The sequence below is a fragment of the uncultured Microbacterium sp. genome, assembly GCF_963528945.1.
Classification (GTDB): domain Bacteria; phylum Actinomycetota; class Actinomycetes; order Actinomycetales; family Microbacteriaceae; genus Microbacterium.
In genome coordinates this window covers 1,283,170-1,308,257 of record NZ_CAURWX010000001.1, presented here as the reverse complement: position 1 = coordinate 1,308,257, position 25,088 = coordinate 1,283,170, and the positions used below count along the sequence as shown (strand labels likewise).

At 70.1% G+C, this 25,088-nt stretch carries 26 protein-coding genes and 1 tRNA gene; 24 read left to right on the top strand and 3 right to left on the bottom strand.

Annotated elements, in window-relative coordinates; genetic code table 11:
- The first annotated feature begins 59 nt into the window (after positions 1 to 59).
- From lepA to leuA, 16 genes are all read left to right on the top strand, one after another.
- Complete coding sequence (gene lepA, locus RWS82_RS06240; RefSeq protein ID WP_314647875.1) at positions 60 to 1,913, top strand: translation elongation factor 4; 1,854 nt, start codon at positions 60 to 62, stop codon at positions 1,911 to 1,913.
- A 2-nt stretch (positions 1,914 to 1,915) separates the two neighbouring features.
- A complete protein-coding gene (locus tag RWS82_RS06235) occupies positions 1,916 to 2,422 on the top strand; it encodes a DUF1990 family protein (RefSeq protein WP_314647874.1) in 507 nt (168 codons plus the stop codon).
- A gap of 10 nt (positions 2,423 to 2,432) precedes the next feature.
- Positions 2,433 to 3,086: a DUF1990 family protein gene (locus RWS82_RS06230; RefSeq protein ID WP_314647872.1), complete on the top strand. Its 654-nt coding sequence runs from the start codon at positions 2,433 to 2,435 to the stop codon at positions 3,084 to 3,086.
- Positions 3,086 to 4,303: a radical SAM family heme chaperone HemW gene (gene hemW, locus RWS82_RS06225; RefSeq protein ID WP_314647871.1), complete on the top strand. Its 1,218-nt coding sequence runs from the start codon at positions 3,086 to 3,088 to the stop codon at positions 4,301 to 4,303. Before RWS82_RS06230 ends, hemW begins: the two co-directional genes overlap by 1 nt.
- A gap of 84 nt (positions 4,304 to 4,387) precedes the next feature.
- Positions 4,388 to 5,419 carry a heat-inducible transcriptional repressor HrcA gene (hrcA, locus tag RWS82_RS06220; RefSeq protein WP_314647870.1) on the top strand — a complete coding sequence of 344 codons (1,032 nt, stop codon included), beginning with the start codon at positions 4,388 to 4,390 and terminating at the stop codon, positions 5,417 to 5,419.
- Between the two features lie 36 nt (positions 5,420 to 5,455).
- Positions 5,456 to 6,571: a molecular chaperone DnaJ gene (gene dnaJ, locus RWS82_RS06215; protein ID WP_314647869.1), complete on the top strand. Its 1,116-nt coding sequence runs from the start codon at positions 5,456 to 5,458 to the stop codon at positions 6,569 to 6,571.
- Positions 6,572 to 6,574: 3 nt separating this feature from the next.
- On the top strand, positions 6,575 to 7,303 hold the full coding sequence (locus RWS82_RS06210; protein ID WP_314647868.1) for a 16S rRNA (uracil(1498)-N(3))-methyltransferase: 729 nt from the start codon (positions 6,575 to 6,577) through the stop codon (positions 7,301 to 7,303).
- Between the two features lie 49 nt (positions 7,304 to 7,352).
- Positions 7,353 to 7,703, top strand: coding sequence for a histidine triad nucleotide-binding protein (locus RWS82_RS06205; RefSeq protein ID WP_314647867.1), 351 nt, complete (start codon positions 7,353 to 7,355; stop codon positions 7,701 to 7,703).
- An 88-nt stretch (positions 7,704 to 7,791) separates the two neighbouring features.
- Positions 7,792 to 8,814 (top strand): PhoH family protein, encoded by a 1,023-nt coding sequence (locus RWS82_RS06200; protein ID WP_314648209.1) that lies wholly within the window; start codon positions 7,792 to 7,794, stop codon positions 8,812 to 8,814.
- A complete protein-coding gene (gene ybeY, locus RWS82_RS06195) occupies positions 8,811 to 9,269 on the top strand; it encodes an rRNA maturation RNase YbeY (RefSeq protein ID WP_314647865.1) in 459 nt (152 codons plus the stop codon). The genes RWS82_RS06200 and ybeY overlap by 4 nt, the downstream gene beginning before the upstream one ends.
- Positions 9,266 to 10,567 carry a hemolysin family protein gene (locus tag RWS82_RS06190; protein ID WP_314647863.1) on the top strand — a complete coding sequence of 434 codons (1,302 nt, stop codon included), beginning with the start codon at positions 9,266 to 9,268 and terminating at the stop codon, positions 10,565 to 10,567. Before ybeY ends, RWS82_RS06190 begins: the two co-directional genes overlap by 4 nt.
- Positions 10,560 to 11,456 carry a GTPase Era gene (gene era, locus RWS82_RS06185; protein ID WP_314647861.1) on the top strand — a complete coding sequence of 299 codons (897 nt, stop codon included), beginning with the start codon at positions 10,560 to 10,562 and terminating at the stop codon, positions 11,454 to 11,456. The genes RWS82_RS06190 and era overlap by 8 nt, the downstream gene beginning before the upstream one ends.
- A gap of 52 nt (positions 11,457 to 11,508) precedes the next feature.
- On the top strand, positions 11,509 to 12,048 hold the full coding sequence (locus RWS82_RS06180) for a sigma-70 family RNA polymerase sigma factor (RefSeq protein WP_314647860.1): 540 nt from the start codon (positions 11,509 to 11,511) through the stop codon (positions 12,046 to 12,048).
- Positions 12,041 to 13,024, top strand: coding sequence for a hypothetical protein (locus RWS82_RS06175; protein WP_314647858.1), 984 nt, complete (start codon positions 12,041 to 12,043; stop codon positions 13,022 to 13,024). The genes RWS82_RS06180 and RWS82_RS06175 overlap by 8 nt, the downstream gene beginning before the upstream one ends.
- The gene (locus tag RWS82_RS06170) at positions 13,021 to 13,494 is read left to right on the top strand and encodes a hypothetical protein (RefSeq protein WP_314647856.1); all 474 of its coding nucleotides are present in this window, start codon (positions 13,021 to 13,023) and stop codon (positions 13,492 to 13,494) included. Before RWS82_RS06175 ends, RWS82_RS06170 begins: the two co-directional genes overlap by 4 nt.
- 159 nt (positions 13,495 to 13,653) lie before the next feature.
- Complete coding sequence (gene leuA / locus RWS82_RS06165; RefSeq protein WP_314647854.1) at positions 13,654 to 15,408, top strand: 2-isopropylmalate synthase; 1,755 nt, start codon at positions 13,654 to 13,656, stop codon at positions 15,406 to 15,408.
- 106 nt (positions 15,409 to 15,514) lie between these two features.
- On the opposite strand, the gene RWS82_RS06160 is transcribed toward leuA, so the two are convergent.
- Positions 15,515 to 16,201, bottom strand: coding sequence for a TRIC cation channel family protein (locus RWS82_RS06160; protein ID WP_314647852.1), 687 nt, complete (start codon positions 16,199 to 16,201; stop codon positions 15,515 to 15,517).
- Between the two features lie 34 nt (positions 16,202 to 16,235).
- Here RWS82_RS06160 and recO point away from each other — a divergent pair, with 34 nt between their 5' ends.
- Both recO and RWS82_RS06150 read left to right on the top strand, forming a co-directional pair.
- Positions 16,236 to 16,976, top strand: a complete 741-nt coding sequence (recO, locus tag RWS82_RS06155; protein ID WP_314647851.1) for a DNA repair protein RecO — start codon at positions 16,236 to 16,238, stop codon at positions 16,974 to 16,976.
- Positions 16,973 to 17,776 (top strand): isoprenyl transferase, encoded by an 804-nt coding sequence (locus RWS82_RS06150; RefSeq protein ID WP_314647849.1) that lies wholly within the window; start codon positions 16,973 to 16,975, stop codon positions 17,774 to 17,776. The genes recO and RWS82_RS06150 overlap by 4 nt, the downstream gene beginning before the upstream one ends.
- Here the strand turns inward: RWS82_RS06150 and RWS82_RS06145 are convergent.
- Positions 17,716 to 18,327, bottom strand: coding sequence for an AAA family ATPase (locus tag RWS82_RS06145; RefSeq protein ID WP_314647848.1), 612 nt, complete (start codon positions 18,325 to 18,327; stop codon positions 17,716 to 17,718). The two genes, RWS82_RS06150 and RWS82_RS06145, sit on opposite strands and share 61 nt — an antisense overlap.
- 53 nt (positions 18,328 to 18,380) lie before the next feature.
- Between RWS82_RS06145 and RWS82_RS06140 the strand changes: the two genes are divergently transcribed.
- Positions 18,381 to 19,079: a DsbA family oxidoreductase gene (locus RWS82_RS06140; RefSeq protein ID WP_314647846.1), complete on the top strand. Its 699-nt coding sequence runs from the start codon at positions 18,381 to 18,383 to the stop codon at positions 19,077 to 19,079.
- Here the strand turns inward: RWS82_RS06140 and RWS82_RS06135 are convergent.
- A complete protein-coding gene (locus RWS82_RS06135; protein WP_314647844.1) occupies positions 19,076 to 19,567 on the bottom strand; it encodes a glutathione peroxidase in 492 nt (163 codons plus the stop codon). The genes RWS82_RS06140 and RWS82_RS06135 overlap by 4 nt on opposite strands.
- Before the next feature lie 60 nt (positions 19,568 to 19,627).
- On the opposite strand from RWS82_RS06135, the gene dusB reads away from it, so the two are divergent.
- The 5 genes from dusB (at position 19,628) to RWS82_RS06110 (ending at position 25,011) form a co-directional block, all read left to right on the top strand.
- Positions 19,628 to 20,782: a tRNA dihydrouridine synthase DusB gene (gene dusB, locus RWS82_RS06130; protein WP_314647842.1), complete on the top strand. Its 1,155-nt coding sequence runs from the start codon at positions 19,628 to 19,630 to the stop codon at positions 20,780 to 20,782.
- Positions 20,772 to 22,166: a deoxyguanosinetriphosphate triphosphohydrolase gene (locus RWS82_RS06125; RefSeq protein ID WP_314647840.1), complete on the top strand. Its 1,395-nt coding sequence runs from the start codon at positions 20,772 to 20,774 to the stop codon at positions 22,164 to 22,166. Before dusB ends, RWS82_RS06125 begins: the two co-directional genes overlap by 11 nt.
- Positions 22,166 to 24,028 (top strand): DNA primase, encoded by a 1,863-nt coding sequence (gene dnaG, locus RWS82_RS06120; RefSeq protein WP_314647838.1) that lies wholly within the window; start codon positions 22,166 to 22,168, stop codon positions 24,026 to 24,028. The genes RWS82_RS06125 and dnaG overlap by 1 nt, the downstream gene beginning before the upstream one ends.
- Before the next feature lie 36 nt (positions 24,029 to 24,064).
- Entirely contained in the window at positions 24,065 to 24,838 is a 774-nt protein-coding gene (locus tag RWS82_RS06115) for an ATP-binding cassette domain-containing protein (RefSeq protein ID WP_314647837.1), read from the top strand.
- A 97-nt stretch (positions 24,839 to 24,935) separates the two neighbouring features.
- Positions 24,936 to 25,011 (top strand) — tRNA-Asn (locus RWS82_RS06110).
- The last annotated feature ends 77 nt before the right edge of the window (positions 25,012 to 25,088 follow it).

The window sequence follows — 25,088 nt, the reverse complement described above, 5'->3', positions numbered from 1 at the left end:
TTACCACCGCGCTGACGGAATCGGGCATTAGGCCTCCCTCACCGTAGAATCGAGGGAACATGTCCCCACGCGCTCTCACCCCGCTTCAGCCCGCCGCGACCCCGGCGACGCAGATCCGGAACTTCTGCATCATCGCCCACATCGATCACGGCAAGTCGACGCTCGCCGACCGCATGCTCCAGATCACGGGCGTGGTCGCCGACCGCGACATGCGCGCCCAGTACCTGGACCGCATGGACATCGAGCGCGAGCGCGGCATCACGATCAAGAGCCAGGCCGTGCGCATGCCCTGGGAACTCGACGGCCAGACCTTCGCCCTCAACATGATCGACACCCCCGGGCACGTCGACTTCACGTACGAGGTCTCCCGGTCGCTGGCCGCCTGCGAGGGGGCGATCCTGCTCGTCGACGCGGCGCAGGGCATCGAGGCCCAGACGCTCGCCAACCTCTACCTCGCACTCGAGAACGATCTGCACATCATCCCGGTGCTGAACAAGATCGACCTGCCGGCGGCCGACCCCGAGAAGTACGCGAAAGAGCTCGCGTCGCTCATCGGCGGAGACCCGGCCGACGTGCTGCGCGTCTCGGGCAAGACCGGTGCCGGCGTCGAGGAGCTCCTCGACCGGCTGGTGAAGGAGATCCCCGAGCCGAAGGGCGATGCGGATGCTCCGGCCCGCGCCATGATCTTCGACTCGGTCTACGACGCCTACCGCGGTGTGGTGACGTACGTGCGCATGATCGACGGCAGCCTCTCGCCCCGCGAGCGCATCCAGATGATGTCGACCGGCGCGAACCACGAGGCTCTCGAGGTCGGCGTGTCGAGCCCCGAGCCCATCCCGACCAAGGGTCTCGGCGTGGGCGAGGTCGGCTACCTCATCACCGGGGTGAAGGACGTGCGTCTGTCGAAGGTGGGCGACACGGTCACGAGCGCCCGCAAGCCCGCCACCGACGCCCTCCCCGGCTACACCGACCCGAAGCCCATGGTCTTCTCGGGCCTATATCCCATCGACGGCAGCGACTACGCCGAACTCCGCGAAGCGCTCGACAAGCTCAAGCTCTCCGACGCATCGCTCGTGTACGAGCCCGAGACCTCCGTCGCCCTCGGCTTCGGCTTCCGCTGCGGGTTCCTCGGCCTGCTCCACCTCGAGATCATCACCGAGCGGCTCGCCCGCGAGTTCGGTCTCGACCTCATCACCACCGCGCCCAGCGTGATCTACGAGGTACTCACCTCCGACACCGGCGAGACGGTCACGGTGACGAACCCGAGCGAGTACCCGGATGGCCGTATCGGCTCGGTGTCTGAGCCGATGGTGAAGGCCGCGATCCTGCTTCCCAAGGACTACGTCGGCACCGTCATGGAGCTCTGCCAGTCGCGCCGCGGATCGCTGCTCGGCATGGAGTACTTCTCCGAGGAGCGCGTCGAGCTGCGCTACAACATCCCGCTCGGCGAGATCGTGTTCGACTTCTTCGACCAGCTGAAGTCGAAGACCCAGGGCTACGCCTCGCTCGACTACGAGCCCTCGGGTCAGCAGGAGGCCGACCTCGTCAAGGTCGACATCCTGCTGCAGGGCGAGAAGGTCGACGCGTTCAGCTCGATCGTGCACCGCGACAAGGCCTACAGCTACGGCACGATGATGGCCGAGCGGCTGCGCAAGCTCATCCCGCGGCAGCAGTTCGAGGTGCCGATCCAGGCGGCCATCGGCGCGCGCATCATCGCCCGCGAGACCATCCGCGCGATCCGCAAGGACGTGCTCGCCAAGTGCTACGGCGGTGACATCACCCGCAAGCGCAAGCTGCTCGAGAAGCAGAAGGAGGGCAAGAAGCGCATGAAGATGGTCGGCCGCGTCGAGGTCCCCCAGGAGGCGTTCATCGCCGCGCTGTCGGGCGACGTCGAGGGCAAGGACAAGAAGTAGCGATGGCCCTCCCGCCCTACGAGCGCGGGATGACCCGGCATCCGATCACCGAGGTGCCGGCCGGCATGCGGCTGTCGGAGCGCAGCATCGCGGTCGCGCCGGAGGCGCAGGATGCCGTGCGGGCGCTGATCCGCTCCTGGGAGTTCAAGCGCCGGGCGGGCTTCGACGGCCCGACCGCCGTTCCGGTCGCGGGCGCCGAGGGCGTGCTGGCGAAGCGTGTGCTCGGCATCCGATTCTCCGAACCGATCCGGGTCGTGTGGGCGGATGAACGGGGCTTCGGCTACGAGACGCGCCGCGGGCATCCGATCTATGGCGAGGAGTCGTTCGTGCTCGAGCACGGCGTCTTCACCGCCCGTTCGATCTCGCGTCCCTCGACGCTCGTGTGGTGGCTGCTGTCACCCGCGCTGCGGCTGATGCAGAACCGCACCCACGCTCGCTACACGCGCGTCGTCGCGGCGGAGGCGGACGCCGCGCTCGGGTGGAGTGTTCGCCCAGGCAACGGGAAGTAGGCTGGAACACATGCGGCGCGGGAACTTCCGAGACGACACGGTGGACTATGCGGCCGTGGGAGCCTCCCACGCGCCCGATCTCATGCAGTACCCGCCGGAGCGCAGCATCCCGGCCGAGGAGTCGTGGCGGATCGGCTCGGGCGCCGAGCGCTTCCAGACCGCCGGTGAAGCCCTCCTGTCGTGGACGGCGCAACGCGCGGCAGGTCTGTCGATCGAAGACGTGCGCCCCGCGTCGGGGGCCGGCTACGCCGGGGTGAGCTTCGACGCCGAGGGAAACCCGATCGCACCGAGCAAGCGCGAGGTCGAGCCCCGCTATGACAGCGAGGGCACCCCGCTGGTCGGTCCGGGGATGACGTTGCGCGTGCGCGGCCGGCTCTCCGGCATGCGGGCGGATGCCGAGCTGCGGGTGATCTCGGTCACCGAGGAGGCCCGCCGCATTGGATTCGTCCTCGGTACGGTCGGCGGCTCGGTGGTGAGCGGCGAGGAGTCGTTCGACGTCGACTGGCGCGAGGACAACGACGAGGTGTGGTTCACCGTGCGCGCCTTCGACAGCCCCAACTCGCTGCTGTACCGCACGCTGCCGCCGCTCGTGAAGCGCCGCCGTAAAGAGCTGTTCGCCCGCTACCTCCGCGCGATCTCCCCGCTGTACGCGACCCCCGTCTGATGGCGGGACCCCTTCCGCTCGGCGACCCCGCGCCGATCGACGGCCGCCTGCCCGCCGATCTGCCGATCGACCCCGCCACGCCGTTCTCCGCGTACCTTCACATCCCGTTCTGCCGAGTGCGCTGCGGGTACTGCGACTTCAACACCTACACCTCCGGTGAGCTGCGGGGTGCCCGGCAGGAGGACTACGCGTCGACCCTCCTGGCCGAGATCGACCTCGCACGGGAGGTGCTCGGCGCCGCGGGTGCGCTCCGCCCCATGGACACCGTCTTCTTCGGCGGCGGCACGCCGACCCTGCTGCCGGCGGGCGACCTGGCGCGGATGCTCGGTGCCGCGGTGTCGGCCTTCGGACTCGCCGAGGGAGCCGAGGTGACCGTCGAGGCGAACCCCGACACGGTCACCCCCGACGTCGCGCGCACCCTCGCCGATGCCGGTGTGACGCGCCTGTCGATCGGCATGCAGTCGGCGGTGCCCCACGTGCTCGCCGCCCTGGATCGCACGCACGACCCCGACAACGTGCGCACCGCCGTCGCCGCGGCGAAGGACGCCGGGCTGGCGGTCAGCGTCGACCTGATCTACGGCGCCCCGGGTGAGACGCTGTCCGACTGGGAGGCGTCGCTCGATGCGGCCCTCGCGCTCGAGTCGGAGCACATCTCCGCCTACGCGCTCATCATCGAGGACGGTACGAAGCTGGCCAGGCAGATCCGCCGAGGCGAGGTGCCCACACCCGACGACGACCTGCAGGCCGACATGTACGAGCTCGCGGACGCGCGGCTGGGCGCGGCCGGATTCGAGTGGTACGAGGTCAGCAACTGGGCCCGGAGCGACGCGCAGCGCTCCCGCCACAACCTCGCGTACTGGCGGGGGAGCGACTGGTGGGGCTTCGGGCCGGGCGCGCACAGCCACGTCGCCGGGCTGCGGTGGTGGAACGTGAAGCATCCGGCCGCCTACGCGCAGCGCCTGGCGGCGGCGGGGTCGCCCGCCGCGGGCACCGAGCGTCCGGACGCCTCGTCGCGGATGCTGGAACGCGTGCTCCTGCGGAGCCGGCTGGCCGAGGGCATCGCGGTCGACGAGCTGCCGGCCGCGAACCGCGGGAGGGTCGCGGGGCTCATCGCCGACGGGCTCGTCGACCCTGCGGCGGCCATCCGGGGCCGCGTACGCCTCACGCTGAGGGGTCGCCTGCTGGCGGATGCCGTGGTGCGGGAGCTCACCGACTGACAACGCGTCCGGGTCGACGCCCCCGCCGTCCCGCGCGGTAGGATTGGCACTCGGATGCATCGAGTGCCAGCGGAAGGAGAGGCGATGGTCAGCGAAAGAGGCCTGCAGGTCCTCCGCGCGATCGTGCAGGACTACGTCGAGACCCGCGAACCCGTCGGCAGCAGGGCCATCGTCGACCGCCATGCGTTCGGGGTGTCGGCCGCGACCATCCGCAACGACATGGCCCTCCTCGAGGATGAGGAGCTCATCACCGCTCCGCACACCTCGTCGGGGCGGGTGCCCACCGACAAGGGCTACCGTGTCTTCGTCAACCACCTCGCTCAGCTGCGTCCGCTCTCGTCGGCGCAGCGCACGGCGATCGAGTCGTTCCTCGCGACCCCGGCCGACCTCGACGACCTGATGGCCCGCACCGTGCGCGTGCTCACCCAGCTCACCGGTCAGGTGGCCCTGGCGCAGTACCCGTCGTTCGCCCGGGCGCACCTCACCCACATCGAGCTCGTCGCTCTCGCACCGCGGCGCATGCTCGTGGTGCTCGTCACCGACGCGGGAGGCGTGTCGCAGCGCGTGACACCTCTCCCTCTCGACGTCGACGAGACCGAGGTCGCCCTGCTGCGGGCCCGGCTGTCGACGCTGCTCACCGGCCAGGCCGTGAGCGACGCCGCCGAGCGCATCCAGGGGCTGCTCGGCGGACCCGAGAAGCCCGGCGAGACGGTGCTCCGTGCGCTGGCGGCGGTCATCGTCGACGAGCTCGGCACGTTCCGGCAGGAGCGACTGGTCATGGCCGGGGCAGCCACGCTCGCCCGGCGCGAGCAGGACTTCCGCGGCAGCATCCATCCGCTCCTCGAGGCGATCGAGGAACAGGTCACCCTGCTGCGCCTGATGAGCGAGATGGTGAGCGACGAGCACGGCCTCGCCGCGAGCATCGGCACCGAGAACGCCCCCTTCGGCCTCGGCGAGGCGTCGATCGTGGCGAGCAACTACGCCGCCCCGAGCGGCACGGCGCGCGTCGGCGTGATGGGGCCGACGCGCATGGACTACCCGAGCAATCTCGCGGCGGCGCGGGCGGTCGCCCGATACCTGTCGCGGATGCTCGACGACGACGAGGCGAGCCGCTGACGCGGACGCCGACGAAGACCACGCAGAAAGGCGATTGTGGCGGACCACTACGAGGTTCTCGGGGTGTCCCGGGACGCTTCCACCGATGAGATCAAGAAGGCGTACCGGCGTCTGGCGCGCCAGCTGCACCCGGATGTGAATCCGGGTGAGGACGCCGCCGAGCAGTTCAAGCTCGTCACCCACGCCTACGACGTGCTGAGCGACGACGATTCGCGGCGGCGCTATGACATGGGCGGCGGCGACGGCGCGGCGAACGGATTCGGCGGAGGGTTCGGCGGCTTCGGCGACATCTTCGAGACGTTCTTCGGCGGCGCGCAGGCCGGCGGCCGGGGTCGTCCGCGGTCGCGCCGGGAGCGCGGACAGGATGCGTTGGTGCGCGTGACGCTCGACCTCGGCGACGTCGTCTTCGGGGCGCATCGCGACATCGAGGTCGACACCGCGGTGCTGTGCGAGACCTGCCAGGGGTCGTGCTGCCAGGAGGGCACGTCCCCCGTCACCTGCGACATCTGCGGCGGATCGGGGCACGTCCAGCGCCAGGTGCGCAGCCTGCTCGGCAACGTCGTCACCTCGCAGCCCTGCGGCACCTGCGAGGGCTACGGCACGACGATCCCGTACCCCTGCGCCACCTGCGGCGGCCAGGGGCGCGTGCGGTCGCGTCGCACCGTCTCGCTCGACATCCCCGCCGGCGTCGAGACCGGTCTGCGGCTCCAGCTGCCCGGCTCCGGCGAGGTCGGCAAGGCGGGCGGCCCGCACGGCGACCTGTACGTCGAGGTGACCGTCAATCCGCACCCCGCGTTCAGCCGTGACGGCGACGATCTGCTCGCGACGCTCGAGGTGTCGATGACGGATGCGATCCTCGGCACCGAGACCTCCATCCAGGGTCTCGACGGCGAGGTCGACCTCGAGGTCCGGGCGGGCGTGCAGTCCGGTGATGTGCTGACCATCAAGGGGCGCGGCATCACTCCGCTCCGTGGCACGCAGCGCGGCGACCTGCGCGTGGGCGTGCAGGTGGTGACACCCACGAAGCTCGACTCCTCGCAGCGGGCGCTCATCGAGGACTTCGCCAAGAAGGCGAAGAGCCCGGGCCCGCAGCTGGCGCAGTTCCAGCAGGGGCTGTTCTCGAAGCTCCGCGACCGCTTCCGTTCGCACTGACCCATGGCGCTGCACTTCCTCGTTCCCGAGGCCGCCGCGGCGACGGTCGGCGACCTCGTCGCGCTCACCGGTGCCGAGGCGAAGCACGCGGCGGTGGTGCGTCGGCTCCGGGTGGGCGAAATCGTCACCCTCGGCGACGGCGCCGGCGTCTGGCTGACCGGCGCGGCCGAGACGGTGGCTCCGACGCGGGTCGAGGTGCGCGTCGGCGGCCGCACCGAGGTCGCGGCGGCGACTCCGCGCATCGTCCTCGCGCAGGCCCTCGCGAAAGGCGACCGCGACGAGCTCGCGGTGCAGGCGGCCTGCGAGCTGGGCGTCGACGAGATCGTGCCGTGGCAGGCGTCTCGCAGCGTCTCGCGCTGGGAGGGCCCGAAGGCCGTGAAGGGTCGCGAGCGGTGGGCGACCATCGTGCGCGAGGCCGCCAAGCAGGCGCACCGCGCCTGGGTTCCCGAGGTCGCCGCTGTCGCCTCGACGGCGCAGCTCGCGACGCGCGCGAACGACGCGCGGGTGCTCGTGCTCGACCCCCGCGCCGAGACCCGCGTGACCCAGCTGCAGCCGGACGGCCGCGACGTGGTTCTCGTGGTCGGCCCCGAGGGCGGCGTCTCCGACGACGAGGTCGACCGGCTCGTCGAGGCCGGGGCCGAGCGCGTGCTGCTGGGCGACACGGTGCTCCGCACCTCGACTGCGGGGCCGGCGGCGATCGCCGTTCTCTCCGCCGCGCTGGGGCGCTGGTGACCGCGCGCGTCCCCGCCGTGGCCGCAGAGGCCGCCGCTAGACTGGATGCATGACCGAGCCCTCGATCTTCACGCGCATCCTCGACGGCGAGATTCCGGCCGAGATCGTCGGCGAGACCGACCGCGTCTTCGCGATCCGCGACATCGCGCCGCAGGCGCCGGTGCATCTGCTGGTGATCCCGAAGACCGCGGAGTACCGCGACGTCGCCGAGCTCGCCGCAGGAGATCCCGCGCTGCTCGCCGAGATGGTCGCCCTCGCGACCCGGCTCGCGGGCGCGCACACCGACGACGGCGACTTCCGCCTCGTCTTCAACACCGGCGAGAACGCCGGGCAGACCGTGTTCCACGTCCACGCGCATGTGCTGGCCGGAGGACTGACCGAGAAGAGCGTCGGTGCCTGACAACCACGAACGACCCGAGGTCCCGGAGCGCCGCAGCGGAGCATCCGCACCGGAGGCCGTCGAGAAGATCTATGCCGACGGCGTCGCGATGGTGCAGCTGCTCGGCCCGCAGGACCGGCTGCTGCGGATGCTCGAGCGCGAGCACCGCGACGTGCAGGTGCTCGTGCGGGGCAATGAGATCACGCTCAGCGGCGAGACGGATGCGGTGGCGAAGGCGCGCACGCTCGTCGACGAGCTGCTCGAGATGACCCGCGGAGGGGCCGACCTCGCCCCGAGCGACGTCGCGAGCTCGGCGCGCATGCTCCGCGACGGCGGGCCGCGCCCCAGCGAGGTGCTGGGGGAGGCGATCCTGTCGACGCGCGGCAAGGTGATCCGACCCAAGACCCTCGGGCAGAAGGAGTACGTCGACGCGATCGAGGAGAACACGATCGTGTTCGGCATCGGTCCGGCCGGAACCGGCAAGACCTACCTCGCGATGGCCAAGGCGGTGCAGGCGCTGCAGCGCAAGGAGGTCACCCGCATCATCCTGACCCGCCCGGCCGTCGAGGCGGGGGAGCGGCTCGGCTTCCTGCCGGGAACCCTCACCGACAAGATCGACCCGTACCTGCGTCCGCTCTACGACGCGCTCAACGAGATGATGGACCCCGAGATCGTGCCCCGCCTCATGGCGACGGGCACCATCGAGGTCGCGCCGCTCGCCTACATGCGCGGGCGCACCCTGAACGACTCGTTCGTGGTGCTCGACGAGGCGCAGAACACCACACCCGAGCAGATGAAGATGTTCCTCACCCGCCTCGGCTTCGGCACGAGGATGGTCGTGACCGGCGATATCACCCAGGTCGACCTGCCGCAGGGGGCATCCGGTCTGCGCCTCGTCACCCGAGTGCTGAACGACATCGACGACATCCACTTCTCCCGCCTGACCAGCGACGACGTCGTGCGGCACTCCCTCGTGGGCCGCATCGTCGACGCGTACAGCGAGTACGACGAGCGCCGCACGGCCCAGCGCGTGGAGCGCGAGCAGGCCGCGGAGTTCGCGAACCGCGCCGACCGCCGAGGTGCGCAGCGACCGGGCCCGCGCGACCGCATGCCGAAACGAGGACTCTCATGATCGAGATCAACAACGAGTCGGCGATCGACGTCGACGAGACGGTGCTGCAACGGCTCACCGACTTCAATCTGGAGCAGCTGCACGTCAGCCCCGACGCCGAGGTGGCGATCGTGCTCGTCGACGAGGGTGCGATGGAGGCCCTCCACGTGCAGTGGATGGACGAGCCCGGCCCGACGGACGTGCTCAGCTTCCCGATGGACGAGCTGCGCCCCGGCAGCGAGGACCGCCCGACGCCCCCGGGGCTGCTCGGCGACATCGTGCTGTGCCCCCAGGTCGCCGAGACCCAGGCGCAGGCCGCCGGCCACACCGTCATGGACGAGCTGATCCTGCTGACGACCCACGGTCTGCTGCACCTGCTCGGCTTCGATCACGCCGAGCCCGACGAGGAGCGCGAGATGTTCGGGCTGCAGAAGGAGCTCATCCAGGGCTTCGCCGCAGCCGAGCGCCGGCGATGACCGTCGCCGTCGCGTTCCTCCTCGCCGGCGCCGTGCTGCTCGTCGCCTTCGGCGGCCTCATGGCGGCGATCGACGCCGCGTTCGGCGTGCGCTCGCGCGCCGACCTCGAGGAGATGGGTTCCGAGGGCCGCAACGCGCCGCAGCTGGCGAGGATCGCGGCCGACCCGGATGCGCACGTCAACGCCGTCGCCTTCATCCGTGTGCTCGCCGAGACCACCGCCGCCGTGCTCGTGACCGTCGCCCTCACCTCGCTGCTCGACAACGTGTGGTGGGCCATGCTCGCCGCCGCCGTGCTCATGACGGGCATCACGTTCGTGCTGGTCGGCGCGAGCCCGCGGTCGTTCGGTCGACACCACGCCGACGGGCTGCTGCGGGGGACCGCGCCGATCGTGCGCGGCCTCCGCATCCTGCTCGGACCGATCGCCCAGGGTCTCGTCGTGCTCGGCAACCGCGTTACCCCCGGCGCCGGTCGCAGCTCGTTCACCTCGGAGGAGCAGCTGCTCAGCATGGTCGACGAGGCGGCGTCCAACGACCTCATCGAGGCCGACGACCGCGACCTCATCCACTCGGTGTTCGACTTCACCGACCAGTTCGTGCGCGCCGTCATGGTGCCGCGCACCGAGATGGTCACGGTCGACGCGACCGCCTCGACCAGCGAGGCGATGGCGCTGTTCCTGCAGCGGGGCGTGTCGCGCATGCCGGTCGTCGACGACGAGGCCGACGACGTGGTGGGGGTGCTCTACCTCAAGGACCTCGTGCAGTTCGCCTATCGCGACGAGGGCGCCTGGCGTGGGGCGTCGATCCGCCCGATCGCCCGGCCCGCGACGTTCGTACCCGAGTCGATGCGTGCCGAGACGCTGCTCCAGCAGATGAAGCGCGACGCCGTGCACGTCTGCCTCGTGATCGACGAGCACGGCGGGATCTCCGGTCTCGTCACCCTCGAGGACCTGATCGAGGAGCTCGTGGGAGAGATCTCGGACGAATACGATCGGGTGTCGGCGGAGTTCTTCGATCTCGGCGACGGCCGATACCGCGTCAGTTCCCGGCTGTCGCTCGAAGACGTCGGTGATCTCTTCGGGCTGGAGCTCGAGGACGAGGACGTGGACTCGATCGGCGGACTGCTGGGCAAGGCTCTCGGACAGGTGCCGCAGCCCGGGGCCACGGCGGTCGTCGACGGTCTCGTGCTCACCGGCGGGGCATCCCGCGGACGCGGCCGCGGGATCGCGACGGTGTTCGTGGAGAGGGCGGCGTCGCACGACGGAGCCGGACAGGAAGAAGGAGAGCAGCGCGATGACTGAGCAGAACCGGAGCGGGTTCGTGACGTTCGTCGGGCGGCCCAACGTGGGCAAGTCCACGCTCACGAATGCCCTCGTGGGCGAGAAGATCGCGATCACGAGCGAGAAGCCGCAGACCACGCGGCGCGCGATCCGGGGCATCGTCAATCGTCCGGACGGCCAGCTGGTGATTGTGGACACCCCCGGCATCCACAAGCCGCGCACCCTGCTCGGCGAGCGCCTGAACGACCTCGTGGAGCAGGTGCTCGGCGATGTCGACGTGATCGGCTTCTGCGTGCCGGCGACCGAGAAGGTCGGCCCCGGCGACCGCCGCATCGCCGCCTCCCTCGACGGCTACCCCCGGGCGAAGAAGATCGCGATCGTGACGAAGACGGATGCCGCGGCCCGCGACGACATCACCGAACGGTTGATCGAGGTCGACGCGCTGCGTGAGGACTGGGCCGCCGTGGTGCCGCTGTCGGCGCTCACCCGGGATCAGCTCGACGTGCTGTCCGATGAGATCCTCGGTCTGATGCCGCACGGTCCGGCGCTCTACCCCGAGGGCATCACGACGGACGAGTCCGACGAGGACCGCATCGCGGAGATCATCCGCGAGTCGGCGCTCGACGGGGTCCGCGACGAGCTGCCGCACTCGATCGCCGTCGTCATCGACGAGGTGGCCGCGCGGGAGGGCAGCGACCTCACCGACGTCCACGCGTCGATCGTGGTGGAGCGCGACAGCCAGAAGGCCATCATCATCGGGCACAAGGGCAAACGCCTGCGGGATGTCGGCGCTCGCGCCCGCGGGGGGATCGAGGAGCTCCTCGGCACCCGGGTCTTCCTGGGATTGCACGTGAAGGTCGCCCGCGAGTGGCAGCGCGACCCCAAGCAGCTCGGCCGGCTCGGGTTCTGATGACCGCGTCGTCCGTGCGGATTCCGGCGCCCCGGCCCCCGGATCTCCGCGGATGAGCACCCGTGGCGAGAACCCGAGACCGCCACGGGACGAAGCATTCCGGCAGCTGTTCGACCAGAACTGGGCTGCCGTCCGCCGGCATGTCGAGGGCGTCGTGCTCGACGACGCGCAGGTGTCGGCGATCGTGTCTGAGGTGTTCCTGCACGCGTGGACGCGTCTGGACGCCCGCACCCCGCCGGGGCGCATCTGGCTGCTGCGCACCGCCGACGCCGTGCTCGGTGCTCGGGCCGAAGACGTGGGGGCTCTGCGCGCTGCGGCGGACACGGTCGAGCACGGGGTGCTCGGCGAGGGGACCGACCCGGAGTCTGGCGAGGGCGATTCGACCCGACGCGGGCGCGTCATCCGTGCACTCGCTGTTCTCAAAGCCAAGGAACGGCGTATCATCATGCTCACGTACTGGGATGGGCTGTCGGTGGGGGAGATCGCCGAACTATGGCGGCGGCCGCGGGGCTCCGTCCGCAGAACGCTCGGCCGTGCACAGATCCGTCTGCGCGCCGCCCTGAGATCGGAGGGGGTGATCGTGGATGACTGAGAGCGCCACGCTGGAGCGCGTGCTGGTCGACGCCGACCCCGCGCGCACGCCCCGGGGATCCACCCCCGACGCCCGTGCCGTGCAGGACCGCGAGCGCATCCTGCGCCGCGCCCGCGCTCGTGCCCCTCGCCCGCGCGGATCCTCGATCGCGGGGTGGGCCATCGGAGCCACCGCGGTCGCCGCGTCGGCTGCCCTCGCGGTGGCGGTGTTCGTGCCGCAAACGGCCGCGGTGGCGGGTGCGCCCGCGCCCCTCGACTTCGACGAGGCCGGTTCCGTCTCCGACATCGTCGATGACGCGCGCACCGCGCTGTCGACCGGCGGTCCTGTCGAGGCGCAGCGCACGGTGCGGTCGGCATCGTGGTCCTTCTCGGTCGACCTCGGTCGAGAGGAGAGCGAGATCGTCCCGCAGCTGGTCGCACTCGACTGGCGACCCGACCTCTCGGCGACGGCAGTCGCCTATGACGGCGTTCCGTACGCTCCCGACGACGCGGAGGCCAACATCGGCGCCGAGGTGTCGAGCAGCGGCGAGGTCTCCTGGCAGGTCGACACGCCCGCCGGCGGCTTCGAGGTTCCGCTCCGCGACCTCGTCGGCTCCAGCCGCACCGAGGTGCTCGACCTGTTGCACGCCTACTGGCTGCCGCAGGAGTACACGGCCTCCGACGTCGTCACCGCTCTCTCCTCCGTTCTCGGGCAGTGGACGCCGACCAACGCGCAGGAAGCGGAGATGCTCGCGATCCTGGCCGAGTCCGACGGCGTGGAGGCGCTGGGGTCGACCGTCGATCGTCTCGGGCGAGCGGCGACCGCGTTGCGCGTGCCCACCCCGGACGGCTCCGCGAGCGATGTCGTGCTCATCTCGGCGGATACCGGGCGCGTGATCGGCATCGAGCGCACGTGGCTCGGAGAGGACGACGTCTTCCCGACCGGCGCCGTGATCTCGTACCAGCTGTGGGACGTCGACGAAGGGATCCTGCGATGAGAATGACGAGAATCGGTGTGGTCGGCCTCCTGGTCACGGCACTCCTCCTGGGTGGTGCGCCGGTCGCGGCATCCGCATCGACGCCCGATGACGTTGATCCGCAGATCGCGCAGCTCCTCGAAGACAATCCGGGGGGCATCCTGATCGACGGCACGCACGCCGTGTGGCCGGAGCTCGGCATGGAGGCCAGCGTCGCGCGATCCGGCGGCCCCGCCGCACGCTCCGTCGGACCGTGCGCCACCGGCAGGATCTGCATCTTCACGGGTCAGCTGACGGGACTGACCGTCAGCTGGAGCATCTGCGGAACGCTCCCGGCGCCGTCCGGATTCATTCCGCGATCCCTGGTGAACGCCCGGCCCAGCGGTTACGCGCAGGCACGCAGCAGCAGCGGCGGCGTCCTCGCCACCGCGTACGCCGGCTCATGGGTACCGGTGGGCGGAACGGCGACCACTGTGCGCTGCGTCTTCTGATCGCGTCCCGACGGGGCGGGTCGTCCTGCTAGCATGACGACATGCCTTTCGGCGGTCTGCTTCTTCTTAGCTGCCGCGACGAGTCCTGAGAGCTAGGGCCTTCCTCGTCGCGGCGCTTGTGTTGGCCCGATAAACGCGACGAAGAGAAGAAGCCCCATCATGCAGAACACTCAGCGCCCCTCCGGCCTGCCGATCCACAAGTACCGCCCGTTCCACGAGCAGATCCGCGTCGATCTGCCCGACCGCACCTGGCCGGACGCCCGCATCACCGAGGCACCCCGCTGGTGCGCCGTCGACTTGCGCGACGGCAACCAGGCGCTCATCGACCCGATGTCCCCCGAGCGCAAGCGCGTCATGTTCGAACTGCTCGTGAGCATGGGCTACAAGGAGATCGAGGTCGGATTCCCGTCCGCGAGCCAGACCGACTTCGACTTCGTGCGCCAGCTCATCGACGACGGCCTGATCCCCGACGACGTGACCATCCAGGTGCTGACCCAGGCCAGAGAGCACCTCATCGAGCGCACCTACGAGGCGATCAAGGGCGCCAAGCAGGCGATCGTGCACCTGTACAACTCGACCAGCGTGCTGCAGCGCGAGGTCGTGTTCCGCACCGACAAGCAGGGCATCATCGACATCGCCCTGGAGGGCGCGCGCCTGTGCCGCGAGTTCGAGAAGCGCATCCCCGAGACCCAGGTGTTCTACGAGTACTCGCCCGAGAGCTACACGGGCACCGAGCTCGAATTCGCCGTCGACATCTGCAATCAGGTGATCGAGGTCTTCGAGCCGACACCCGAGCGCAAGGTGATCGTCAACCTGCCGGCCACCGTCGAGATGGCCACGCCCAACGTCTACGCCGACTCGATCGAGTGGATGAGCCGCCACCTGGCCCACCGCGAGAACGTCATCCTGTCGCTGCACCCGCACAACGACCGCGGCACGGCCATCGCCGCGGCCGAGCTCGGCTACATGGCCGGCGCCGACCGGATCGAGGGCTGCCTGTTCGGTAACGGCGAGCGCACCGGGAACGTCGACCTCGTCGCGCTGGGCATCAACATGTTCACCCAGGGCATCGACCCGCAGATCGACTTCAGCGACATCGATCAGGTCAAGCGCACGGTCGAGTACTGCAACCAGCTGCCGGTGCCCGAGCGCAGCCCCTGGGCGGGCGACCTGGTGTTCACGGCGTTCAGCGGATCGCATCAGGATGCCATCAAGAAGGGCTTCGAGGCGATGGCGACCCGGGCCGACGCGCAGGGCGTCTCGGTCGACGACATCGAGTGGGCGGTTCCCTACCTGCCGGTCGACCCGAAGGATCTGGGGCGGTCGTACGAGGCGGTCATCCGCGTGAACTCGCAGTCCGGCAAGGGCGGCGTCGCGTACCTGCTGAAGGCCGACCACGCGATCGATCTTCCGCGCAAGCTGCAGATCGAGTTCTCCGGCGTCGTGCAGGCCAAGACCGATGCGGAGGGCGGCGAGGTCACGAGCGAGCAGATCTGGTCGATCTTCACCGACGAGTACCTGCCCGCCGCCGCGAGCGCCGACAAGTGGGGGCGCTTCGAGTTGCTGGCGACGCAGACCCGCAGCGACATGTCGGGCGATGTCGTTCTCGACGTCACCCTGCGCGACGACGAGCAGGAGCTCGCCGTCGTCGGTAACGGCAACGGTCCGGTGGCGGCGTTCATCGAGGTGCTGCGCGCCCAGGGCTTCGACATCACCCTCTACGACTACGTCGAGCACGCGCTCAGCGCCGGCGGTGACGCGCAGGCGGCAGCGTACGTCGAGTTGCAGATCGGCGATCAGCGCCTGTGGGGCGTCGGCATCGACGGCGACATCTCGACCGCATCGCTCAAGGCCATCGTGTCGGGCGTGAACCGCTCGATCCGGGCGCGCCAGTCGGAGCTCGCCGGCGTCTGACAACGACGGCCACGGCCCCCTGTCCGCGCGGCGATGACCTTGCGCACAGGGGGCCTTCGCGTGGCGATGGTGTCGTGGGGCTCGGCAGAAGGGCGGCCGCGCAGCCTCAGGGCTTGACGATCGGGATCGTGCCGGTCTCGGCCGCGACCTTGCGACGGTAGAGGCGGCGCTGCTCGGGGAGCGAGACGTCGAAGCTCACCGCCAGCACGCGGATGACAGCGGTCACGGCGATGCCGATCACCGCAGCGAGAGGGATCGGCATGCCGAGGGCGTGCGCGACCACGATGAAGGCGCAGCCGCCACCCGCGGCCACCGCATAGAGCGAGCCGACGTGCATGATCGCCGTGGGGAGCCCCATGAGCATGTCGCGCAGCACACTGCCGCCGACAGCCGCGCACACCCCGATGAAGACCGCGGGCACCTCGGGCACGCCGAACGCGAGCGCCTTGCTCGTGCCGAAGGCCCCGAACATGCCGATCACGACCGCGTCGAGCACCACGATGACCGTGTTGAGGCGCGTGAAGAGGCCGGCGAGGAGCATGCCGAACAGGGCCGCGCCCGCCGCCGTCACCAGGTACCACTGGTTCTGCAGCGTCGCGGGGGTCTGTCCGAGCAGGATGTCGCGGATCAGACCGCCGCCCATCCCGATCATGATCCCGATGATCGCGACGCCGAGCCAGTCGAGCCGGCGCTGCCCCTGGAACCCGGAGGCGAAGAGCGCCCCCTGCACGCCGCCGAGGCCGACGCCGAGCAGATCCGCCCAGAAGGGGATGGTGAAGAGCGGTTCGGTCACCCGTCCATTCTCCCGTACGGAGGATAATCGACGTATGCCCACCTATCGAGACGAAGCGGTGATCCTCCGCACCCACAAGTTGGGTGAGGCCGACCGCATCGTCACGATGCTGTCGCGCCACCACGGCAAGATCCGTGCTGTGGCCAAGGGAGTACGGCGCACGTCGTCGAAGTTCGGGTCGCGGTTGGAGCCGTTCATGGTGGCGGACGTGCAGCTGTACGCCGGGCGGTCGCTCGACATCGTGCAGCAGGCCGAGTCGCTCGGGGCTTACGGCGCCGACATCGTCGCGCACTACGACCGGTTCACGGCCGCGAGTGCGATGGTCGAGACGGCCGACCGCCTGAACGACGCCGAGACCACCCCCGAGCAGTACCTGCTCCTGGTCGGTGGACTGCGGGCGCTGTCGCGCGGGGAGCACGCCCCCCGCAGCATCCTCGACTCGTACCTGTTGCGCGTGATGGCGCTGTCGGGCTGGGCGCCGTCGCTCACCGACTGCGCCCGGTGCGGTGCGCCGGGACCGCATCCGGTGTTCGTGGCACAGCTCGGCGGCGTGGTGTGTTCGGCCGATGCTCCGGTCGGCAGCCCACGGGTGGGGGAGAAGGCCCTCGCGCTGCTGCGTTCCCTGCTCGCCGGCGACTGGGAAGCGGTCGACGCCGCCGCCCACGCCGACAGCGCCGCCGCCTCCGGCCTCGTGTCGGCCTATGCGCAGTGGCATCTCGAGCGGGGCATCCGCTCGCTCGCACACGTCTCGCACGACCCCGGAGGACCCCGGTGACACCGAAGCCCTACACGCACAAGGACGCGGTCGCCTATCGGCCGCTCGACTGGACCGGCGTGCATCCGCCGCAGTTCCCCGCGGTGCCCGAGCACGTCGCGATCGTGATGGACGGCAACGGTCGCTGGGCCAACCGCCGCGGTCTCAACCGCATCGAGGGGCACAAGGCGGGGGAGGAGGTGCTGCTCGACGTCGTCGCCGGCGCCATCCAGGCCGGAGTCAAGCACCTCTCGGTCTACGCGTTCTCGACGGAGAACTGGGCCCGCTCGCCCGAAGAGGTGCGCTTCCTCATGGGCTACAACCGCGACGTCCTGCATCGTCGCCGCGACCAGCTCAACGAGTGGGGCGTGCGGGTGCGGTGGGCTGGCCGCAAACCGCGGCTCTGGGGCAGCGTCATCAAGGAACTGCAGTACGCCGAGCAGTTGACGCGCCACAATGACGTGCTCACGCTCACGATGTGCGTCAACTACGGCGGGCGCATCGAGCTCGTCGACGCGATGCGCCGGATCGCGACCGAGGTGGCCGCGGGCCGCGTCACGCCGAATGCGATCTCCGAGAAGATGATCCGCCGGCACCTCTACGTGCCGGACATGCCCGACGTCGACCTGTTCCTGCGCAGTTCGGGAGAGCAGCGCACGTCGAACTTCCTGCTGTGGGAGTCGGCGTACGCCGAGATGGTGTTCCTCGACACCCTGTGGCCCGACTTCTCGCGCGAGGAGCTGTGGCGGGCGATCGGCGTCTACCTGTCTCGCGACCGCCGCTTCGGTGGCGCCGTCGACACCCCCGACGCCTCGGCCTGAGCGCGGAGCCAGCGCTCCGCCTCCCGCGGATGCCGCAGGCGCACGATCACGAGGTGCGGGAATTCGGCGGCGGCGAGCGGCATCCGCTCCGCCCACTTCGTGAGCGTCGCGGTCTGCCAGGCCAGGATGTTCTCCTCCGGTGTGCCCCCGAACATGCGCCAGATCGGCTTCTCGACGTTGCCGTTCCACATCTTCGTGCGCAGGATGCTGCGGCTGATCGTCCGGCGCAGCAGGCGCGAGCGGACAACCCGGTAGGGGTAGTCGAGCCAGATCACGAGCTCCGTGCGCGGGGTGAGGATGTGGTCAGTGCCCTTGCTGGTGTACTGCCACTCGGTGACCCAGCGATCCTCGGCCGCGAACGCGCGCACATCGTCGAGGAACCGGGGTCGAGGGGTCCAGTCCGGCCCGTGGAACAGGGCGTCCATCTCGACGCGGCGCAGACCCCACAGCCGCGAGATCCGATGGCAGAGCGTCGTCTTGCCCGACCCGGTGACGCCTGCGATCAGCACCCGTCGCGGCACGAGCGGGAGAGGATCGTCGGCGCCGAGCATCCGGAAATCCTATCGGCGGAATACGACTTCCGCGGCTGCGGTTGGATGGTGGTGTGAGCGAACCCATCTCCATCGACATCTGGTCCGACATCGCCTGCCCCTGGTGCTACATCGGCAAGCGCAACCTCGAGAAGGGACTGGAGGCCGTCGCGGGCGATGACGACGCGCCGCAGGTGAACATCACTTTCCACTCGTTCGAGCTCTCACCCGACACCCCCGTGGACTTCGACGGCGACGAGATCGACTTCCTCTCGGGTCACAAGGGCATGCCGCGCGACCAGGTCGAGCAGATGCTGTCGCACGTCACGGGCGTCGCCGAGAACGCGGGACTGCAGTACCGGTTCGACCTGCTGCAGCACACCAACACCGTGAAGGCGCACGAGCTGCTGCACTTCGCCAAGGAGCAGGGCCGCCAGCACGAGATGGAGGAACGCCTGATGTCGGCGTACTTCACCGAGGGCAAGCACGTCGGCCGCATCGACGACCTGGTGGCGCTGGCCGACGAGGTCGGCCTCGATGCGGATGCCGCGCGCGAGGCGCTCGTCAGCGAGAGGTACCTGCCCGCCGTGCGCCAAGACCAGGCTCAGGCGCGGGCCTACGGCATCCAGGGCGTGCCGTTCTTCGTCGTCGACGGGCAGTACGGCATCAGCGGCGCCCAGCCGCCGGAGGCGTTCGAGAACGTGCTGCGCGACCTGTGGTCGCAGCGCGGCGCGTCGGAGGACGGCGTCGAGCCGGAGACCGCCGAGGTCTAACGGATCAGCGCGGCTTCGATCGCGCCGACGATCGCGGGGTCGTCCGGCTTCTGCTTCGGCCGGAACCGGAGGACCTCGCCGTCCGGCAGCACGAGGAACTTCTCGAAGTTCCATTCCACGCGGCCGGCCTTGCCGTTCGCGTCGGGGGTCTCCTTGAGCGCCTTGTAGAGCTCGGCGGCATTGCGACCGTTCACCTTGACCTTGTCGTTCACCGGGAACGTGACGCCGTAGGTGGTCGAGCAGAACTCGGTGATCTGCTCGACGGAGCCGGGCTCCTGCAGGAACTGGTTGCTCGGGAAGCCGACGACACTGAACCCGCGGTCCCCGTAGAGGCGCTGCAGTTCCTCGAGCTGCTCGTACTGCGGCGTGAGTCCGCACTTCGATGCGACGTTGACGACCAGCACGACATCGGCGCCGAGGTCGTCGAGCGTCTTCTCTTGCCCCTGAGCGTCGGTGAACGGGATGGAACGGAGCGCGCGGTCGGTCATAGTCCACAGCTTAGATCGGTGCGGCGCCACCGGCTCCGCGTCTGGGAGAATGGGAAGGTCATGACTCTCGCCCCCGCTTCCGCCCGCACGCTCCGCATCGGTCCGATCGACCTCGACGTGCCGGTGGTCCTCGCACCCATGGCCGGGATCACCAACACCGCCTTCCGTCGACTGTGCCGCGAGTACGGCGCGGGTCTCTACGTCAGCGAGATGATCACCTCTCGCGCGCTGGTCGAGCGCAACGACACGACGATGCGCCTGATCCGACATCACGAGAGCGAGACGCCGCGGTCGATCCAGCTCTACGGCGTCGACCCGAAGACGATCTCCGAGGCCGTGCGCATCATCGTCGCCGAGGACCACGCCGACCACATCGATCTGAACTTCGGATGCCCGGTGCCCAAGGTCACGCGCAAGGGCGGGGGAGCGGCGCTCCCGTGGAAGTCCTCCCTCTTCTCGCAGATCGTGAACCAGGCGGTCGAGGCCGCCGGTGACGTGCCGCTGACGATCAAGATGCGCAAGGGCATCGACCCCGATCACCTCACCTTCCTCGATGCCGGTCGCGCGGCCGAAGACGCGGGGGTCGCCGCCATCGCGCTGCATGCCCGCACGGCGAGCGAGTTCTACTCCGGCCACGCCGATTGGAACGCGATCGGCGAACTCAAGCAGGCGGTCACCAGCGTGCCGGTGCTCGGCAACGGCGACATCTGGTCGGCCGACGACGCCGTGCGCATGATGGACGAGACCGGCTGCGACGGCGTGGTGGTCGGGCGCGGATGCCTGGGCCGTCCCTGGCTGTTTGGCGACCTGGCGCGCGCATTCGGCGCCGACGCGCCGGCGGTCGACGCGACGCTGGGGTTCGTGGCGAACGCCTTCCGACGCCACGCCGAACTCCTCGTGGAGTTCTTCGAAGACGAGGATCACGGCTGCCGCGACGTGCGCAAGCACGTGGCCTGGTACTTCAAGGGCTACCCCGTCGGAGGGGACATCCGCACCGGTCTCGCGACCGCATCGAGTCTGGCCGAGATCGATGACCTGCTCGGTCAGCTCGACCACGACGCGCCGTACCCCGGGGCCGATGCCGAGGGTCAGCGCGGCCGCGCGGGGCGTCCGAAGCGCCCTGCGCTGCCGGACAAGTGGCTCGAGTCGCGCGAGCTCGCCGACTCGGCGTCCGAGATGATGCGCGGAGCGGAGATCGAGAACAGTGGCGGCTGATCCCTCGGGCGTCGCGCGCGCCCCCCGGTCCGACGGCTACGACCCCCGCGACGCCGAACGGTTCTTCTCGGAGACCCACCGCTCCGAGCGCGACGACTTCGCCCGCGACCGCGCCCGCGTGCTGCACTCCGCAGCGCTGCGGCGTCTCGCGGCGAAGACGCAGGTACTGAGTCCCGCGAGCACGGCCGACTTCGCGCGCAACCGCCTCACCCACTCGCTCGAGGTGGCGCAGGTGGGACGCGAACTCGCGTCGGCCCTCGGCGTCTCCGCCGACGTCGTCGACACGGCCTGCCTGAGCCATGACCTGGGCCACCCGCCGTTCGGTCACAACGGCGAACGCGCGCTCAACGAGTGGGCATCCGATATCGGCGGCTTCGAGGGCAACGCCCAGTCGCTGCGCATCCTCACCCGGCTCGAGGCGAAGGTGCTCGACGCCGACGGCGGTTCGGTGGGGCTCAATCTCACGCGGGCGAGCCTGGACGCGACGTGCAAGTACCCGTGGACCGTCGACAGTCCGGTTCCCGATCCGGGCGGCCGCCTGAAGTTCGGCGTGTACCCCGAGGACGAGGCGGTGTTCCGGTGGATGCGCGAGGGCGCCCCGGGGCGCCTGCGCTGCATCGAGGCCGAGATCATGGACCTCTCCGACGACATCGGGTACTCGGTGCACGACTTCGAGGACGCGATCGTCAACGGCTACGTCGATGTCGCCCAGCTCGCCGACCCGGCGCAGCACGATGCGCTCGTGGGGCGCATCCAGCAGTGGGTGGGGTACGACTTCACGCGCGAGGAGTTGGCCGATGCGCTCTACCGGCTCTCGTCGCAGTCGATGTGGCTGTCGTCGTTCGATCGCAGTCGGCAGGACCTGGCGCGCCTGAAGAATCTGACCAGCGATCTGATCGGGCGGTTCGCCCGGGCCGCCGTGTCCGCCACGCGCGAGGCGTACGGCAGCAAGGCGCTCGTGCGGTACAACGCGCACGTCGTCGTGCCGCGCGTGGTCGAGGTCGAGATCGCCGTGCTCAAGGGCATCATGGGGCAGGCGATCGTCACGATCGATGCACGGAAGGGCGTGTACAAGGAGCAGCGGCGCGTGCTGACCCGCCTCGCCGACGCCCTGTGGCAGACCGACACGCTGTGGTCGGCCGGCGCTGACGTGCTCGAACCCGCCTTCGCCGCCGACTTCATGGCCGCCGAGAGCGATGCGGCCCGAGCGCGGGTGATCGTCGACCAGATCGCCAGCCTGACCGACCAGAGCGCGATCGACTGGCACAACCGGCTGGTGGGCGAGATCGACCCGGCGGAGGTCGGCATCTGGACCCCCCGCCATGCGCGTCCGGGGGCGCGGCCGGCGGTCGAGAGACGGGCCGTCGCCGAAGGGGTCGGCTGATGCCCCGCATCCGCCAGGCCGACGTCGACGAGGTCAAGGCGCGCACGAACATCGCCGACATCGTGGGCGAGCGGGTCGCTCTGAAGTCCGCCGGTGTGGGCTCGCTCAAGGGGCTGTGCCCGTTCCACGACGAGAAGAGCCCGAGCTTCCACGTGCGCCCGCAGGTGGGGTACTACCACTGCTTCGGCTGCGGGGAGTCGGGCGACGTCTACTCATTCCTGCGTGAGATGGACCACGTCAGCTTCACCGAGGCCGTCGAGCGGCTCGCCGGCCGCATCGGGTACTCCCTGCACTATGAAGACGGGGGAGCGGCGCCCGAGACGAGCGGCCGCAGTCGTCTCTACGCCGCCAACACCGCCGCCGCCGAGTTCTTCCGGTCGCAACTGCTGTCGCCCGACGCCGAGGCGGCCCGGCGCTTCCTGGGCGAGCGCGGCTTCGACGCCGGAGCGGCGGCGCACTTCGGGGTGGGTTTCGCGCCGCGCGGATGGGACGGGATGCTCAAGGCCCTCAGCGCCCAGGGGTTCACCCGCGACGAGCTGAGCACGGCCGGGCTGGTCTCGACGGGGCAGCGCGGCGTCTACGACCGCTTCCGCGGTCGTCTGGTGTGGCCGATCCGCGACGTCTCCGGACAGACGATCGGTTTCGGCGCGCGCAAGCTCTTCGACGACGATCAGGGACCCAAGTACCTCAACACTCCGGAGACGCCGATCTACAAGAAGGCGCAGGTGCTCTACGGCCTCGACCTCGCCAAGCGCGACATCGCGCGCGGCGACCCGCGGCGGGTCGTCGTGGTCGAGGGGTACACCGACGTCATGGCGTGCCATCTCGCAGGGCTCACCACCGCCGTCGCCACCTGTGGAACCGCGTTCGGTGCCGAGCACATCAAGGTGCTGCGCCGGGTCATGGGCGACGACAACGCCTCGGGCGAAGTCGTCTTCACGTTCGACGGCGACGAGGCCGGGCAGAAGGCCGCGCTCCGCGCCTTCACCGAGGACGACCGCTTCAACGCGCAGACCTTCGTCGCCGTCGCGCCGGACGGGCTCGACCCCTGCGATCTGCGACTGCAGCGCGGAGATGCGGCGGTCCGCGGCCTCATGGACGCGAAGCTGCCCATGTTCGAGTTCGCGATCGATCGCAAGCTCGCCGGCTTCGACCTCTCCACGGTCGAGGGGCGCGTGGGGGCGCTCCGGGCGGCGGCTCCGATCGTTGCCGAGATCCGTGATCGGCTGCTCCGCCCCGGGTACGAGCGGGTGCTCGCCCGTCGACTCGGCATGGACCCGACCGAGGTGCACACCGAGGTCGAGCGGTCGGCGCGCGGCGGCGGGTCCCGTCCGACGAGCACGCGAGACGAGGATGCGGCGAGCAGGTTGCCCGAGGGCCCCGGCGGCATCGCCCCGGTCACTCTCGCGAGCCTGCCGCGCTCCCCGGACGTCGCGGTCGAACGCGATGCCCTGATGGGGGTGCTCCAGTACGGGCATCAGCTCGATCAGGACCTGCTGTCGCGGGCGCTGTCCGGCGCGTTCCGCACGCCGGGTCTCGATGCCGTGCGCGAGGCCGTCGCCGCCGCGCCGGACCGCACGCGCCCCGGGTGGGCGACCGAAGCGGTGAACGGTGTGCGCGAGCCGTACCGCTCGTTGGCCGGGCAGCTGCTGATGATGCCGTTCCCGGCGCGCGACGAAGAGGGAGCGGTCGTCTCGGCGACCGACCTCGCCCGCCGGTTGATCCTGCGGCAGCTCGAACGCGAGAAGCAGGAGCTGCTGGGCGCGGTGCAGCGTGTGCCCGCCGACTCCGACGGGGGCCGTGCGCTGCGCGTTCGACTGCGCGACATCGACATCGAGCGGCAGCGGTTCTCCGAGTCGTAACGCCCGCCCGGGTGCGGCGCACGGCAGGATGGAGTCATGTCCCGTCGGCACGCCTCCTCCTTCGCCATCGATTGCTCCGATGTGGTGATCGATCGGATCGGCCACGGCCTGCCGACGCGGGCCGTCGACGGGGTGAGCTTCACGGTGGCTCCCGGTCAGTTGTTGTGCGTGGCGGGGCCGACCGGATCGGGCAAGTCGAGCCTCGTCGCCGCCCTGGCGGGTTCGACGGACCCGTCGGTCAAGGTCGTCGGCGGGCGTGCAGAGGTGTGCGGTGTCGACATCCGCCGCCCCGGGCGCAAGCACCGTGTCCTCACCTACCGCACCGGTTTCGTGCCGCAGGGTGCGGGAGCCGACCTGCCGCCGCGGCTCACCGTCGCGGAGGTGATCGCCGAGCCGATCCTGCAGCGGGAGAGGCGCGTGAACACGCGCGCGCTGTCGATCCGCGTCGCCACGCTGCTCGATGAGCTGCATCTGCCGCTCGGCACCGCCGACCGGTTCCCGTACGAGCTCAGCGCGGGCATGCGGCAACGCGTCGCCATCGCGCGGTCGTTCGTGCTGGAGCCGACCGTGCTCATTGCCGACGAGATCCTCGCGAATCTCGACCTCGAGGTGCGTCCGGTGGTGTTCGACGCCATCACCCGCCGCCGCAAGGAGGAGTCGATGGCGGCTCTGCTGGTCACGAATGATGCGGCGTTCATCCGCGAGTTGAACGCCGAAACGCTGATGCTGCGGCAGGGGCACGTCGTCGCTCGCGGCGTGGGCAAGGACCTGCTGTGGGCTCCCAATGCGGAGACGCCCGCGCGTCCGTGATCGCGACACGCCCGAGACTCCGATCCCGGCGCCCGATGTCACGAGCAGGGTGCGGAGTTTGCTAAGCTTGTCGAGTTGCCCGCACAGCGGAGCACATTCCTCGGTAGCTCAATTGGCAGAGCAGCCGGCTGTTAACCGGCAGGTTCTTGGTTCGAGTCCAAGCCGGGGAGCCAAGAAGGCCCGGATCCTCCGGGGGTCGAGAAATCGACTCCGGGAAGGTCCGGGCCTTTCCCTTTCCCCCTGCGGATGC